The sequence below is a fragment of the Pedobacter planticolens genome, assembly GCF_014172375.1.
GTDB classification, from domain to species: Bacteria; Bacteroidota; Bacteroidia; order Sphingobacteriales; family Sphingobacteriaceae; genus Pedobacter; species Pedobacter planticolens.
The window spans coordinates 95,504-111,385 of sequence record NZ_WNXD01000001.1; the positions used below are offsets into that span (position 1 = coordinate 95,504).

11 protein-coding genes are annotated in these 15,882 nt (G+C 36.4%); 4 read left to right on the forward strand and 7 right to left on the reverse strand.

Annotation, left to right across the window (positions count from 1 at the left end):
- Positions 1 to 369 precede the first annotated feature (369 nt).
- The 3 genes from GM921_RS00390 to mobC are packed head-to-tail and all read left to right on the forward strand — an operon-like array spanning position 370 to position 3,970.
- Complete coding sequence (locus GM921_RS00390) at positions 370 to 774, forward strand: mobilization protein (RefSeq protein WP_182920632.1); 405 nt, start codon at positions 370 to 372, stop codon at positions 772 to 774.
- Complete coding sequence (locus GM921_RS00395) at positions 759 to 1,949, forward strand: relaxase/mobilization nuclease domain-containing protein (protein ID WP_182920633.1); 1,191 nt, start codon at positions 759 to 761, stop codon at positions 1,947 to 1,949. Before GM921_RS00390 ends, GM921_RS00395 begins: the two co-directional genes overlap by 16 nt.
- A gap of 2 nt (positions 1,950 to 1,951) precedes the next feature.
- Complete coding sequence (mobC, locus tag GM921_RS00400; protein ID WP_182920634.1) at positions 1,952 to 3,970, forward strand: conjugal transfer protein MobC; 2,019 nt, start codon at positions 1,952 to 1,954, stop codon at positions 3,968 to 3,970.
- A gap of 65 nt (positions 3,971 to 4,035) precedes the next feature.
- On the opposite strand, the gene GM921_RS00405 is transcribed toward mobC, so the two are convergent.
- The 6 genes from GM921_RS00405 to GM921_RS00430 form a co-directional block, all read right to left on the reverse strand.
- A complete protein-coding gene (locus GM921_RS00405) occupies positions 4,036 to 6,510 on the reverse strand; it encodes a hypothetical protein (protein ID WP_182920635.1) in 2,475 nt (824 codons plus the stop codon).
- 257 nt (positions 6,511 to 6,767) lie between these two features.
- On the reverse strand, positions 6,768 to 7,535 hold the full coding sequence (locus GM921_RS00410) for a TonB family protein (protein ID WP_182920636.1): 768 nt from the start codon (positions 7,533 to 7,535) through the stop codon (positions 6,768 to 6,770).
- A gap of 65 nt (positions 7,536 to 7,600) precedes the next feature.
- Positions 7,601 to 8,119 carry a hypothetical protein gene (locus GM921_RS00415; RefSeq protein ID WP_182920637.1) on the reverse strand — a complete coding sequence of 173 codons (519 nt, stop codon included), beginning with the start codon at positions 8,117 to 8,119 and terminating at the stop codon, positions 7,601 to 7,603.
- Positions 8,119 to 9,768 carry a hypothetical protein gene (locus tag GM921_RS00420; RefSeq protein ID WP_182920638.1) on the reverse strand — a complete coding sequence of 550 codons (1,650 nt, stop codon included), beginning with the start codon at positions 9,766 to 9,768 and terminating at the stop codon, positions 8,119 to 8,121. Before GM921_RS00420 ends, GM921_RS00415 begins: the two co-directional genes overlap by 1 nt.
- Before the next feature lie 49 nt (positions 9,769 to 9,817).
- Positions 9,818 to 11,794, reverse strand: a complete 1,977-nt coding sequence (locus GM921_RS00425; RefSeq protein WP_182920639.1) for a transglutaminase domain-containing protein — start codon at positions 11,792 to 11,794, stop codon at positions 9,818 to 9,820.
- A 90-nt stretch (positions 11,795 to 11,884) separates the two neighbouring features.
- A complete protein-coding gene (locus tag GM921_RS00430; protein WP_182920640.1) occupies positions 11,885 to 13,147 on the reverse strand; it encodes an O-antigen ligase family protein in 1,263 nt (420 codons plus the stop codon).
- A 680-nt stretch (positions 13,148 to 13,827) separates the two neighbouring features.
- Here GM921_RS00430 and GM921_RS00435 point away from each other — a divergent pair.
- Positions 13,828 to 14,376 (forward strand): RNA polymerase sigma factor, encoded by a 549-nt coding sequence (locus GM921_RS00435; protein ID WP_182920641.1) that lies wholly within the window; start codon positions 13,828 to 13,830, stop codon positions 14,374 to 14,376.
- Positions 14,377 to 15,186: 810 nt separating this feature from the next.
- Here the strand turns inward: GM921_RS00435 and GM921_RS00440 are convergent.
- Positions 15,187 to 15,567 (reverse strand): helix-turn-helix domain-containing protein, encoded by a 381-nt coding sequence (locus tag GM921_RS00440; RefSeq protein ID WP_182920642.1) that lies wholly within the window; start codon positions 15,565 to 15,567, stop codon positions 15,187 to 15,189.
- Between the last annotated feature and the right edge of the window lie 315 nt (positions 15,568 to 15,882).

The window sequence follows — 15,882 nt, forward strand, 5'->3', positions numbered from 1 at the left end:
GAATAGGTGTATGAACAGGGTTATAACCCTAAATACTAAATGTAGCAGACTCTCACCAAATTGTTTTTCCTCTTTTATAGATTGCTTCAAATTAATGTAGGTTATAACCCAGGTCATAATCCATTACCATAAAAACATCTCTGCAACTTTGGGTAAAGAAATTATCTGATGTGCAATCCAATGTTGCTAAGAAAATTTGATTCTGTGCCTGGGTTGAAAGAATGAACGAACGTCTTTTGATTTCTATTAAGGTAATTCTGGCAAACGCTGGGTTTGCAGCAAGATGTACCAATGCATGCGCATTGGAAATCTTGCCGTCCTTTTGGCCGGAGAATTACTCGGAACTCGTAATTCTAAAAGTAGTAGAAAATGTCAAAGAAAAAGACCAGCGAAGATGAACTGTTAAAGCACAATCTGATCATTCGGGTAAACGATGGACTGCATCAAACGTTGAATAAGCTACTAGTTGAAAGCGATTGCCAGAGCATAGCAGAAGTGGCAAGGAAAATCCTGACCAGCCAAAAGATCAACTGCTTTTATAAGGATGCGAGCATGAATGCGCCGATGGAAGAAATGGCACTGATCCGAAAGGAACTAAAAGCAATTGGGGTAAACATTAACCAGCAGACAAGGTATTTCAATGCCTGTAAAACTGATGCCGAAAAGAAGTTCCATAGTGACCAGACTTTAATACTTTTTACCAAGGTCGAGGGCAAAGTAGAAAGGCTTTTTGAACTCATTTCCAAACTGGCAGAACGATGGTTGCAAAAATAAAATTCGGTAGAAGTATGCGGGGGATTTTGATCTACAATGAAAGCAAAGTCGAGAAGAGTGAAGCGAAAATTATTTTGGCGAGCGGGTTTGCGGTGGATATCGACAGGTTGAACCTTAACCAAAAAATCCAGCGCTTTAAAAATCTCACCGATCTGAACCCGACTATCAAAACCAATGCGATGCACATTAGCCTAAACTTTGATGCCTCCGACAAATTGGACCTGCAAAAGCTGCAGCAGATTGCCCAGACCTATATGGAGCAGATCGGATTCGGTGAGCAACCGTTCATAGCCTATCAGCACCTGGATGCTGCCCATCCCCACATTCATATTGCAACTACGTTGATGCAGAAAGACGGCAAACGGAAATTCACCCACAATATGGGCAGGCTGGTTTCCGAACCAGCGAGAAAAGCCATTGAGATCGAATTTAATCTTATCAAGGCCGAGGGAAGAAAACAAGGTAATTCGTTAACGATTAAACCTGCGGTTTATGGAAAGCAACCAACCAAACAGATTATCAATTCCATCATGCTGTCAGTGAGACAGAATTACGCATTTACCTCACTTGCTGAATTCAACGCTATACTCGGGCAGTTCAATATCAGGGCAAACCGCGGAAATGAAGAGACGACCATGTTTGAGAAAAAGGGATTGCTGTATTCCATCCTTGATGAAAAACGAAATCCGATAGGCGTACCGATTAAGGCGAGCAGTTTTAATGACCAGCCTACGCTAAAGAATTTGGAGAAGAATTTTCAGGCAGGTATGGAAAAGAGGAAACCTTTAAAGGAAAATTTAAAGAAGCGGATAGATTGGGTATTGCAGAAATACAATACAGTTACCAGAAATACGCTTGTAAATGAACTTGCCAAACAGCAGATTGGGATAGTGTTTAGGCAGAACGAAAAGGGAATGATCTACGGATTGACCTTTGTTGACCATAAGCTCAAAACCGTTTTTAATGGCAGTGATCTTGGAAAGGATTATAGCGCAAGGGCGATCACCCAAAAGTTTTCGGCACAAGATCAGATCAGAACCTATCTCAAACCAAATCAAGCAACCCATTTTATCGGAAACCCATTAGAGCCTTTAATGGAAAAGGCAGATTATGATGCGCCAACTGCCATTGGAAAAAAGAAGAAAAAGAAAAAAGCTAACCAGCAAAACCTATAAAAATGAATACAGGTGAAGACATACAAGGGCTAAGAAAAATCATTGATTTTACAAGGCTTATCGGTTTATTTATACTATCCATCCATTTCTATTTGTGCTGTTATCAGGCATTTGCTGGTTGGGGATTTACGGCAAGCATCACCGATCGGATCATCGAAAATATTTCTAAGACTGGACTCTTTACAGGAATTTGGCGTGCAAAACTTGCTTGTTTGTTATTACTGCTTATTTCGCTAATTGGGGTACAGGGCAAAAAAGATGAAAAGATTGAGGTTAAAAGCATCATTGCTTTTTTACTGACGGGTTTGCTTCTTTATTTTATTGCGGTGTTTGTGTTTTATTTGCCAGCTGGTCCTTCGGTTATTGCCATTTGTTACGTCGGTATTACTTCGGTTGGCTATATGCTCATCCTGACTGGTGGCGGGCAATTAAGTAGGTTGATCAAGGATAAACTGAACAAGGATATTTTCAATGAAGAAAATGAAACCTTTCCGCAGGAAGAACGATTGCTCGAAAATGAGTATTCAATAAACCTTCCAGCCAAATACAGATTGGGAAAACAAATACGTAATAGTTTTATCAATGTAATCAATCCATTTCGTGGGCTATTAATTGCTGGAACTCCGGGAGCAGGTAAAAGTTATTTCGTTATCCGCCACATCATTGACCAGCATCTCAAAAAGGGATTTTCCATGTTCCTATATGATTTTAAGTTTGATGATCTGAGCAAACTGGCATACAACAAATTGTTGAAATACGCCAAGAATTATCCCATCAAACCCAAGTTCTTTGTGATCAATTTTGATGATCTCAACCGTACCCACAGATGTAATCCCCTGCATCCAGAAAGTATGGAAGATATTACCGATGCGACCGAAGCCTCGCGTACCATTATGATGGGGCTAAACAGAGATTGGATCAAAAAGCAGGGAGATTTCTTTGTGGAAAGTCCGATCAACTTCTTAACGGCCTGTATCTGGTATTTGCGGAAATATGGAAATGGAAAGTATTGCACCTTGCCCCATGTGATTGAGCTGATGCAGTCAGACTATGACCAGCTTTTTGCGGTGCTGGAAACCCAGGATGAGATCAAGGTACTGATGAATCCGTTTATTTCGGCCTACCAAAGGGATGCCATGCCACAACTCGAAGGACAGATAGCTTCGGCAAAGATTGGTTTAGCTAGATTGGCCTCACCTCAGCTCTATTATGTGTTGAGCGGTAATGACTTTACGCTTGATGTCAATAACCCGGAGGAACCAAAAATCATCTGTGTGGGAAACAATCCGCAGAAATTGCAGGTATATGGCGCAGTGTTGTCACTCTACATTTCCACTATGATCAAATTGGTGAACCGAAAGGGGCAACTAAAAAGCAGTCTGATCTTTGATGAGTTTCCGACGATCTATTTTAACAATATGGATAGCTTAATTGCTACTGCCAGAAGCAACAAGGTTTCCACAGCTTTAGCAGTTCAGGATTTTAGCCAGCTCAAGAAAGATTACGGTGCAGAACAGGCGGACGTAATTACTGGAATAGTCGGCAATGTGATCAGTGGACAGGTGACCAATTCGACCGCTAAAACATTATCGGAGAATTTTGGGAAGATTTCCCAGCAAAAGGATTCGATGAGTATTAATAGTTCAGATACTTCCATTACCAAGGCAACACAAATGGATTATGCCATTCCAGCAAGCAAGATTGCTACACTTTCATCAGGAGAATTTGTAGGGGTTGTTGCAGATAATCCAGAACAGAAGATCAAACTGAAGATGTTCCATTGCGAAATTCAGAATAATCATAAGGCGATTGCAAAAGAAGAAGCTGGTTATAAGGATATTCCAATTATTAAAATTGTTTCAGCTTTAGATGTAACGGAGAACTACAATCGAATTAAGGAAGAGATTTCCGATTTGTTGATAGAGGAATCGAAGAAATTACCCCATATAGCGCAGAAAACCGACCAAACAATAAAGGATAAAGGCAATAGGCCGCAAAATCAGAAAGCTGTTTCTTTTTAAATTCAATAATACTATAACAAATAATGATTTTAATAATAGTAGCAATTCCTTTGACCTTATTAGGATTATTTAACGGTAATGCTGGATTCGCCATAAATCATATCCCGTTGACTAATTCCCTGTACCACGATTCGAAATTTTCCAGAGATATCCCCAGTATAAAAGGAAAACTCCGCTTCTCCTTTGGCAGAAGTGATGATTCCTGGTTTCCAAAAGAGCGTGGGCAGGTATTGTAGGTCTAACAAGCCATCTGGGCTGGTATCTACCCCATAAAATTGCCTTGCCCTATAGATACCATCCGTCCTAAAGAGCCTATCAATGGGTTTGTCCATTTCGCAACCAAGGTATACACTACTAGGTCCAGTAGTGCTATAATAGGTCTTTCCTTTCACTGGTGCTCGATTTCTAGAGTCGCCGTAATGTATTGGACAGTTTAGGATTTTGAATGCACACACGTAATCCCCGCATGAATTTATTGTTTTTGGGCCAGAAGTCCCATAAAGTGAGTTATCCTTGCCTGCATTGATAGTGACCGTTTGTAAGGCAATTGCTTTTTCCAATCCTTTCAATACCTGATCAGTGCTATTCTGATTTGTATTAGCGATTCCTCGATTTGGGATATCGATGTGTTCGGCAAGGATTGTATTTGCTACCTTGCCTGGATCATCAATCTCGACAGTATAGCCCGTATTGATTTTCTTGTTGATGGACAAAAGAACTTTTCGTCCTTCGGTAACCAATAATTGATTAGGATTTAAGATTGATGTTCCATCAGGTTCGGTGGTGACCAGCCCAGCTAAGCTATCCCTAAGGATGGCCAAGATTACAGGGTTCTTCAATTCCTTCTCATTGTATTTTACTCTGGCAATAATTGGTGGAAGTTTTGGATGCTGCGTAGTGTCTTGTATAGTCGTGTTCATCATGGCTTGCCAGGTATAGTTGCGCCAGCTCTTTATTAAAAAAATATCTTCTAGATAGGCTTTATTATCAAAGCCTCTTCCCACTGGGTCTAGTGGCAGATTTCCAAGGTCGTAGTTTAGGTATACATAGCTTTCTATATCCTGTTGCTTGCTGCTTTCTAGGCGATTGTCCTGAACTACTGCTAAGGATACTATGCCTTGGATAGGTTTCGCTGTTTGATCACTTAATTTTAGCTTAAGGATTACTTTTTCCTTTTTACCATAAATGGCCTTATCACTTTTAGCGGTTGCAGTTATTTTATCATTATAACGGGCAAAGAAAAGACGTTCTGCCAAAGGTCGCCCTTGTTCATCCAATATGGTAACTGTAGCCAGGCCCTTTGTTATGGCAGGTAATGGAATGGCCATTTTGTATCCTCCTGGCTTTGTGGAAACACTGAAAGAAGCAAAATCCTCCGTATAGTTATGGACGATGACCCTTACCTTTCGTACTTCCCTGCTGAACAGGCTCATCCTTAACGTATCGTTGATGACTGCATTAGGAACTTGGAGGACAATACCATTTTGCAATATGGTAGGGAATTGGTAAATGGTGTCATTTTCTAGAAAGTTGTTTGACAAGATCTTTAACGTATAATTGCTTTTAGCCTTGGGCATTACCTTAAATTTGCCCATACCATAGCTGCTCGTCGATACGGTATCCATTGGCTTCCCATCTTCTAATAGTATAGCATTTACTGCAATAGGCAAGTTATTGGAGGTTTTTGCTTCCCAACCAATTTTACTTTCTAAGCCTTCTACAAGGCTTCCTCCCTCTGGGAAAAACCTAACATTGATTTGCTGGGTTTTTACTGCGGGAAGACGGGTGCTGAGGTAAAGCATTTTATTATTGTACTTTACAGCTGTTGTTAATACGAGCTCACCATTTGTTAACTGTGTTTTGGGTATCTGAATGGTGTAGGTATTTTCTGTTAGTACAGCAGATTGTTTAGTTCCCTTGTCTAGGCTATATTCTACTATTGGTCGTTGTTTATTTTTTGGGTCGATATTTTTAATGTTTACTGCTACCTGCACTCTTACTCCATTGTTAGTAACAGTAGTATCTAATAAGGTTAAACTGGCACTAAAATCTTGTTCCATTGTGCTTTTTATGGTAATGGACTGGGTAAATATGGCAAGGGGGCGTTTAGTGTTGTTTTGCACGTTGGTGGAAGCGATGAACTGATAATTACCCGGTCTAATGGAATCAGGTAGGGTAAGGCTGCCATGGCTTAATCCGTATTGCATACCATAGCTTGCCTCCAGTACAACCTTGCGGTCATCTTCTCTAACTATTGCCACTGATAGTACACTATGATCTTTTAAAGATTCTGGAGTAGATTTTACTAGATAAGCACTGAACCATAGGGTCTCGTTATTTGTATATAGCGTCTTATCGGTATGTACAAACAGCAGGTTAGTTGGGATTGCTTTCTGATAGAGAGCTAACTTTTTTGAGAGGGAAGAATCTATGGGTAGATTAACCTGGCTATAAGAAAATATGGATATGCCTAAACAATAGCTTAATATAAGGAAGTGTTTCCATTTTGACTTGTCAAAAGACAGATATGATACTTTCATAAGCGTTCCAATTTACCGAGAAATGTAGTGAGAAAGAAGAAAATTGAAGAGAAATCAATTTTTATTTTAGTCAAATATACAGCCCTCTCTTTCTCTAACTTCCTTTTTCAATCGCTCTTTGTTTAGCCTGTCGCCCCATGCCGGTTAACTTTAGGCTTAATTTTCTATTCCCATGGTCAGCGGCACAGAATACCTAAACAAAAGCATTCTGTGTGCTATAGACCAAGGTAGGTGAAATCTAAACTCAATGCCAGAAGTTATTCCACTAGCTTAAAAGGAATTTCCAAAGAAATTCGTTGTGGAAAATATTTACCTTCATTCATTGCTGGAATCCATTTCCTCATATTTTTAAGGGCTCTTATCGCTTCCTCTGAGCACCCGTAGCCTATATCATTGATGATTAAAAAATTTGTTGCTACACCTTCTTTGTTGATAGTAAACTCAATATTAACAATACCTTCAATATTATTTTCAATAGCCGCTTTAGGATAAACAATACTGTTTTTCAAATACTGATACAACTTATTCATCCCGCCTGGATACAATGCGGGTAGAGGATTGTAAACCCGATCAAAAGTATAGGTCGGCTCTTTGGCAACTCTTTTCATCAAAAGCTTTGGATTTGATGATTTTTTTTTTGCTGAGATGGAAAGCTCTGCACTGACACTATATTGCTTGGACTGACTTTCAATTTTTACTAGCAGGTATCTACTTTTAATATTTCTAACGATTTTATCCTCTATTCCATAATAAAATATCAAAGTATCAATTGGATTAATGCCTTTTAGAAAAAAGTGGCCATTGCTATCTGTTTTTGTAGTTCTATAATTATTTTTTCCATCTAAAGTTCTAGAGATCACATTTGCCCCGACCAAGACTTCCCCTTTTTCATTAATCACTTTTCCATAAATATTTATGGTGTCCGTTAGTGTAGTTAGTGTGTCACTAACTTTTTGTGCATAGCTATACTTAGAACCTATGATAAAAATAGATAAAACAATTAAAAAATATTTAAAGCGCATCATAACCTTTAATGTAAAATAAAAAAGTGATAAAGAAAAACAAGATTCATTTTCGTATAGCTAATTCTCTAAAAGACTACACTTACCATTCCATAAGGAATTAGGTAGAAATTTTTATAGTCATTGCCTGTAAATGTTGCCTTAACATTCTTCTTGATCTCTTTATCTATTTTTGCAATGTCTTTTAAATTGATTTTTGTATTTCCATTAAAAAAATAAGAGATATTTTCTATAGAACCATTTTCTTGCAAAAAAGTAAACGATAAATCTATTCTATCTTTATTTTGCTGTAAATCATTCCTTTTACCATTCAATACATCACTAACGATTTTCTTAACTTTAATAATATCAAAATGAATATCTTTTTTGTTTGTACGAAAGCCATTAGGGTTTTTTGGTGGCGGAGAAGGTTTATCCCAGAATCTACCAATAACGCTTACAGAAAACGAAGTTTTATCTAAGTAGGTACTTTTTGTTATTTTAAAGACTTTACCGTCTTGTGTATATTTGCCATCTTTTAAGGTGTCCTGGGCGAAACAATTTGAGCAAAGTGTGATTGTCAATAAAATATATATTAAATTTTTCATTAGCAGTTTCTATTTATATTGTTAAAAAGTTTAATTAAGGCTTGAGGTGATAGGTTTAAGGCAGTGCTATGATTAGGATTGCCTGATAAGGCATTATATGAAGCTAAAAACGAATTATAACTACTCATAAACGTATTATAAGCAGCAATTTCGGTAGTTGTACCACTCGGATTTAACTTGGGATATGTTGTACCATTGCTAGTGGTTTGATTTATCCATAATAGATAGGCATCCTTTTGCGCTTGGGTTGCGCCACTAAAATCAAAAGCTGTTGTATTACCATAATTTATCATATCATTCATTAATGCTTGTTCAAACTCAATATTAACAAAGCCATCTAAAGGACCATTCGGTCCAAGGCCATATTGTTCTGTTCCATTCGGGTAAACATCATCTTGGTAGGCGTGTATGAATTCATGTTCCATTATATACATATTACCGGCTGCCGCATCAGAAGTAAAATTAAATCCGCCATTACTCGGGCTATAAGACCCACTCCCTATACCAGAACCTATGCAAAAACCAAAAGATGTATTTTTATTATCGAAATGATTGTACATGTATTCAGTTGCACAATCATAGGTCTTTAATTCATTTACTGCATTTTCTATAATTGTTTTTTGTGCCTGAGTCATATCGTCGCAGAAATTTTTAATTAAGGAATCCTGCTCGATTTCTGGCGGATCTGTTGGGTCTGGATCAGGATCATCGCCATAGTCACAATCACCATAATCAATGCAAGGGTCTCCTGTATCACAAATACCATAATCAATGCAGGGATCCGGCTCATCATCACAAACAGGAATAACGTAATACGAATCAACTAAGTATGGTTCACATTTAGGCTCTTGATCGTCTTCTTCTGGGCCTACAGTAATACAAGCTTCACCCCAAATTTCAATTAGTACGGGTTCACAGCCAATAGTGCTCATTGTGTCTACGTTTTCTGTTTTAGCTAAGGTCGTACTTGCTTTCTGTGATACTGCTTTTTTTAATGAAAAATAACGGATTTTTTTGCCATTTTCATATTGAAGTAGGTAAAGCCCAGTCCCATCCCATTCTTTAAACTCAATAAAGCCACTAAAATCAGCATCGAGCTTATTTATTTGGTTGTGCGTAATTTTGTTATGGTGTTTTTTCAGGTAATCAATACTGGGTATGTAAGTTAACATACGTGTACTGATCTTACCCGTGCTTTTATCTTTGTAAACCAAAAAGCGGTCAAAACTATATTTAAAAATTAGCTGCCTATCTGTGACACTCGTTTTGGCCACTGTTTTAGGGTTAATTACCGTTAAAGAATAACGCTGGTTGTACACAATTGGTATTTCAACCAAGGTTGACTTTTCAGTTTCAGATTCATATGCTTTCTGAAACAATGCATACCTGCGGTTGTTGTTATTTGATGGTACACCACCTTTATTGGAAGACATTAGGGCACCGCCGCTGGTTTTTATGGGTTTAACCAGTGCGCCCTTCTCTTTTTTTAAATCGCTGTAAATTTTTCTGGCCAAATCTACATCCATCCGGTAGGCAGGGTCAGTGGGATCGGTTGAGCTTAGTAAATCTTTTCTACAGGCATACACCAGTACCGTCATTGCTAAAATGAGGGTGATTAATACCTTGGTTTTTGTTTGGTTTCTGAGCATTAGATCATAGTTAAAGTTTAATTGATTATATAATGGTTATTTTGTTTTTTTACCACCATACTTGCTTACCGTCATCGTAAGTAAATATGCGTTCTTCTTTTCCCCGCGAATGATTACGAAGCAACAGCAAGGCATTTACCGGGATTTGACTAAAGCTTGCTTTCCATGTTTTGGTCATTTGCTTGCCTAAGGGTAGCCATTTATCTTTTTTCCACATAAAAAGTTCATAAACGTCGCCTGGTATTAAAAAATTTGTATCGCTTCTTGGATAAAACCTGATCTTTACAATTTTCTTTGCGCTCCCTAAATCAAGACCAGCCCAGGATACACTATCCTTCACTCCAGAAAAATAGGTTTCTGGGTCGCCATCAAAAACATTAGTATAGTTTGTTCCAATAGCTGTTGGTATTATGGGAGCACCTAAAATTTGTCCTTTTAGTTTAATAGTATCTTGTTTATGGTTAACAGTATATACTTCCATCTCGGCCAAATTGGTTTTTTCTCCTTTTTTTGCCAGATACCTGATATAGCGGTAATTTCCTTTCAATGGCCCTTTAATATCGCAACCTCTAGCTGGTATAGTAGAAATGGTGTAAAAACATTGGGCATTTTTAAAATCAGCCGTATTGGCAACTTGAAACTGGCCTCCCAATAAGGATGAGGCATTATGTGTATTTAAGCGAGAATTAGGGAATTTTCTATCGACCACAATATCCTGTAAGGATGCTTCAGGGTACAAATACCTGATAGTTCCTTTATTGGTTAATATAAAAGGATTTGTTGCGGGTAATAATTTGTTTCCATCATACAGCATAGCCATGTAAACTACATTGGTACCCATATTCTTAAATTCGGCTACATTACCTTGAAGATTACCCCATGCCTGTGCTTCCCATCTCCTTGCAAACGTACAAATGATGGCATGTTTATAACCTTTGCCTGATTGATAGTTGAGCTTGATATTAATGTTAAAGGTTTTAGTATAACTTGAGGTTACATCCTTTTTGTAATCGTTTAAAATTGAAGCCGGGATATCTTCGTGGTAGAGTGGAAGCACATTTTGTGCTGTTGAGGTTTGTCGATATACCTTAGCAAAAGTATATGGAGTAGTATCTAATCCTCCAAATGGATCTTGTGCTGCATTAAATGCAAAAGTTTTTTTCTTATCCTGAATAATGGTTAGCCAGTGATGCCCTCTATCCATATTTCCCCACAATGGCACTTCATCAATTGCAACTGGGATTCCGTTTGCACGCATTACCATCGCTTCGTAATTTACTAAATGTTTACACGCACCTCTTTTAGCCATTTCCATTTGCCGGGCTGTCATATCAAATGGATATTTGTTGATGGTATGGTTTAAGGCTATGTTTTCTCTCAATATCACATTAATCCTTTTTGCCATCTGGAATTGGTCACTTTTGGTTTTGTCGTCCAATTGCAGCTGAAAAGCCTGATAAAGTTTGGCTCTCCAAGGTTCAATTCGTTCTGTACCTACCCGATAGGGTAATAGATATTCACAAAAATCATCAAAAGACAAATAGCTGATTAAAGGATTATTTTTCCACTGATAATAAGCTTCATTAATGTTGTTAATGAGGTAATCTGCTTTGATTTTTTTATAATCAGGAACTTTCTCGGCAAGAGATAGGTTTGGATAGCCATAAATTGTAGTCAAAGAATCCCAGATAGAATTTAAAACTGGAGAATTGGTTAATAGTGTGGCTTTTTTTTGATGTAAAGAGTCGAGTTTGGTAAAAAGAACATCAAAATTTTCAACAACTTCACCTTCATAACTAAATTGTTGTTCCATATTTCCAATCAGGAAGTAGGCTACCTTTAGTTTTTCGGGGTTGTTCTCTGCCTCAAAATAAGCGATAACTTTTTCAAGTTCAGATTTATTTTGACCTGAAAGCGATAAAATTCTTGATACCTTTTCTGGATTTTGTTTACAACTGCATATAATACAACTATAGGTAATAAATAGAAATAAAAAATATGACCTTTTATTAATTAATTTTTGCATAGAGCACTAATACCTTATCTGAGGCTATATTATGCTTTAATTACAATAATAAAATCATTAAAATAGACACGATTGTAACCTATTTTGGCATTACGCTTTTTTATTGAGCATGTCTGATTTACGCAGTTCACTTTTAACTGTCGCCTTAAAATATTCTATAGTGTTTGAGGGAACTTTAACTGGCATTTTTAGAATCTCCATACCTATACGCTTGGCTTTTTTGGATTGATTTGTATTTTGGTATAATAAAAACAAATGGAATCTGCCAACAAACCTGTTAGGGGCTTTGTAAATAGAATTTAGATACGCTGTTTCTGCTAGTTTGATTTTGTGCTGTTTTTCATAACAATTACCTAGCAAATCATAATTAACAGAACTATTATTTCTTTGCAATAAATTTGCTAGTAGCTCTTCTGCCTCTTCAAATTCTTCATTATCCATTAAGCACTGAATATATGATGCTGTTATTGCATTGTCGTATTTTAGATTTGGATACACCTCTTTATATAGTTTATTGGCATCATCAAAATATCCGCCTTTGGAAAGAGAAAGAGCTTCAGCGGCCTTACCGTAGTCATTTTTAAAAACAATATAGCGACCAAAATGATAGGCCATTAAAGAGCCTGTAAGAATTACTCCCAGAATTAATACCGGTTTTAAACGGAGGTATCCATTAAAATAAATTACGATCAAAAAGGAAATCAGAAGCACGCATTGCCAATGAACCTGATAAATCATAAATGTAAATAACGAGGCAATAGAAATTGCGATAATCTGAACACATGCAATAAACAGTAAGATTGGGCTTTTTACGTTATTCTTTAAAGCATTGTTTACTAGGAAACCTATTGATATCAAGAAGGTGAGAATTAAAACCAGTCCAATCCATCCTAATTCTATAATCAACTCCAAATAATCATTATATACATGTATAATATTATCTGCCAGCATAAATTCTTTTTGGGAATAGTGTCCGGATTTAAAATAGTCAATTTGAGCATTACCATAAGCAACGTCAAAATTATTTAGACCTATTCCTTTCGGAAAGTTCTCAGACAGAATTTTAGATGATAATTTATAGATTAGCAACCTTCCTTCTGTAGAATCTGTTTTAAACAGGAATGCAATACTAACGGATGAAGCAATTAAGCTTAAAAATATGAGTATTAAGGTTCTTGTTTTCCTTGCTGAACCTCTGCTAATGTACAACGTTAAAAATAGACCAAATATATACCCTATAAATAATGCCCGATTTTGAAATATTAATGTAGCGATGATTAAAAGTACAGTTAAATACAATATAGGATAATCAAGACCGTTCTGCTCAATAAAATGTTTTAGCCGCCTTTTCAATTTTAATAGTTATTCATCGTATGAATTGTGTTATCAAATATAAGAAAACTGTTAACGATATATAGGATGACGAGCTTTTGATACATCTTTTCGCTCCAAAGTTTGCACTTTATCTTGCCCTAAATTGAACATTCGGCTGATTTTAAGGCGTTTTGAGGCTCTTGTGATGTGTTGTGGACTCATTGTGCTATATCGAAGCCAGATGGAGTCTTTTCATGATAGCATTATAGTCCATTCAAAATATCTAAGACTGAAAATTGTGCATATAGTTTGGGAGAGTTTTTCAAATGGTAAAGTATTTAAGTTTAAGATATTTTTTGGCGAAAGAAAAAAAATGCAATATTGTAAGAACTACTAATTGAAGATAGATATGAAGAAAATCAAGATGTTTTGTCGGAAATGTTTTCTACACTGAGTGATAGCTTAGAAATACCATGGTTAGTCAAATGGATCGACTTACTTCAAGATAAGTTTCTAGCATTAAATGACCAATCCAGCGTATTATTTCTTTATACTCAAACTAGAGAAATAATTTATTATCACCTGGATCAGACGCGATTTATGGAAAATATGGTTTCTTGCTTTATTGTAAAGAGTTCATTATCAATAAAATAAATTTTATTTGAGAAAATTGTGCAGCAAATGCATTTTCATTTCGTCTCTTAACTGAATCCAAATATATGAGCCTAGTAATTGATCAACAACATGATTTAGTAACCCAATGCAAATCTGGAAATCAGGATGCTTTTTACAGATTGTACAAATTATATGCTAAATCAATGTATAATGTGGCAGTTAAGATATTAAATGATAAAGATGAGGCAGCGGATATATTACAGGATTCATTTATACAGGTATTTAGTGATATTAAAAACTTCAGGCAAGAAGTAACTTTTGGACTATGGTTAAAACGGATAGTAATTAATCAATCTATCACTGCAATTAGAAAAAGAAAATATGATTTTGTAGCGATTGATTCTGTTTCCGATGAAGATTTGGTAGATGATAATGAAATGGAAATGCCAGATTTAAAAGAAGAGGTCGTTAAAATTAATGAAGGAATAAGAAAATTACCTGATGGTTTTCGATGCATCTTAACGTTGTTCTTTTTGGAAGGTTATGATCATTGGGGGTTATCCCAGAAGTGGCCACCTGTTTTTTTGCAAAGTGGCCACATTTTTCGCTCCAAAGTGGCCACATTTTTCGCTCCAAAGTGTCCAATCGGCTGATTTTAAGGCGTTTTAAGACTCTGAAAATACCTTCTGGACTCAATGATCGGTCCTTGTACAGAAAAGAAATCCTGGCTGCTATAAGTGCTTAAAAAAGGCACGGCTTTCGGCCGTTGTCTGATCAATATCTATTACCCTTTTTTGGTGATGTTCTGGAGGTGCTTATCTGCTTTTGCTGCGCAAAAGGCATGGTGATGGAGTTTAGGATGGTCGGGTTCAGGCTGCAATAGATCCCACTGGATGGGATACTGCTAAAAAGAAAAAGCCCTGATCGGGCTGGACAGTTTGGAACGAAACAGGGTGGATACTTTCACTGAAATACACAGCCAAAGCAACAACATAAGACAATTCTTTTACCTAAAATTAAATTACAAATTGAATAAATTAAAATAAGGATTGAAAATTGGGTTTTTTCAAACAATTTTTAAAATTAGGTAACCCTTAAAAAGAATTTATATTGTGGTTTTTCGGGAATAAAATCCTTTGGTGAAAGTCCAAAATGATCAGCTAGTTTTAGGTATATGATTTCATTTATGTAATCTCTTTGAATTCCATATTTGAGCTTATTTTCTAGAATAAACAAAAGTACCTTTCTTGGTTGGATGAGGTTCAATTTTGATTAAATCAGGTATTCGCGACATCACCATGGAGATTGCAGAACTGGTATAAACCCATCCATACTGTAGGAAAAATTGTTTAATCTCTTTAATTTCAATAGGTTTTTTTAAAAACTCATCTTTAATTAGTCATTTTTGACTGAGCATACTATTGAAGGTTGCTCCTCAAGAAGTACAACAAGCTCTTTGTTTTTTAATCTTCATTTTTACTAATTGGCTCAATACTTATTACCTCTATTACCTTCTTCGTAGAGATAGAACCATCATTGTTTATTTTATTAGTTTTCTTTAACGTAAGTATCACAAGGTCATAAATAGGAGATTTCTGAGGTATGAGATTTTCTATTTCAACTCCTAACGCTTTAGCTAATAAAGGTAAATGACGGATATTATATTTGGCTCGCTCAGTTAATGTCTCAACCTTGGATACAAACCCGTCTGCAAGTTTCATCTTTTGAGATAGCTGAAGTTGAGTTAGACCTTTTTTTATCCTTAACTCTGTAATGTGCAATACCAATAGATAGTCTATTTCTGATATTTCTCTGTGTAAAATTTCATCAGATTTATTAGCCATTTTTGAATGGCAATTGACATATATAAAATATTTTAATCAACTCCACTTGTGGATTTAAAAATTTATTATTATATTAGTCGTATCAAATAAGGGAATTATAATAATCGTAAAAAAGATTAGATAAAAATAAAATTCAGTTAACTGAATTGAAGTAATTACTGAAAGAACTTGTGGTGAAAAGTAGGACGTTCGAACACGAGAAGTAGGGAAAACTCAATTCCTATGCTATCTTTGTATAGCGTAAGGATTTGGGTCACCTGCTTATTCCGTGTTCGGCTGCTGTAAGGCGGTGGTGGTCCTACACCTTCACTGCGG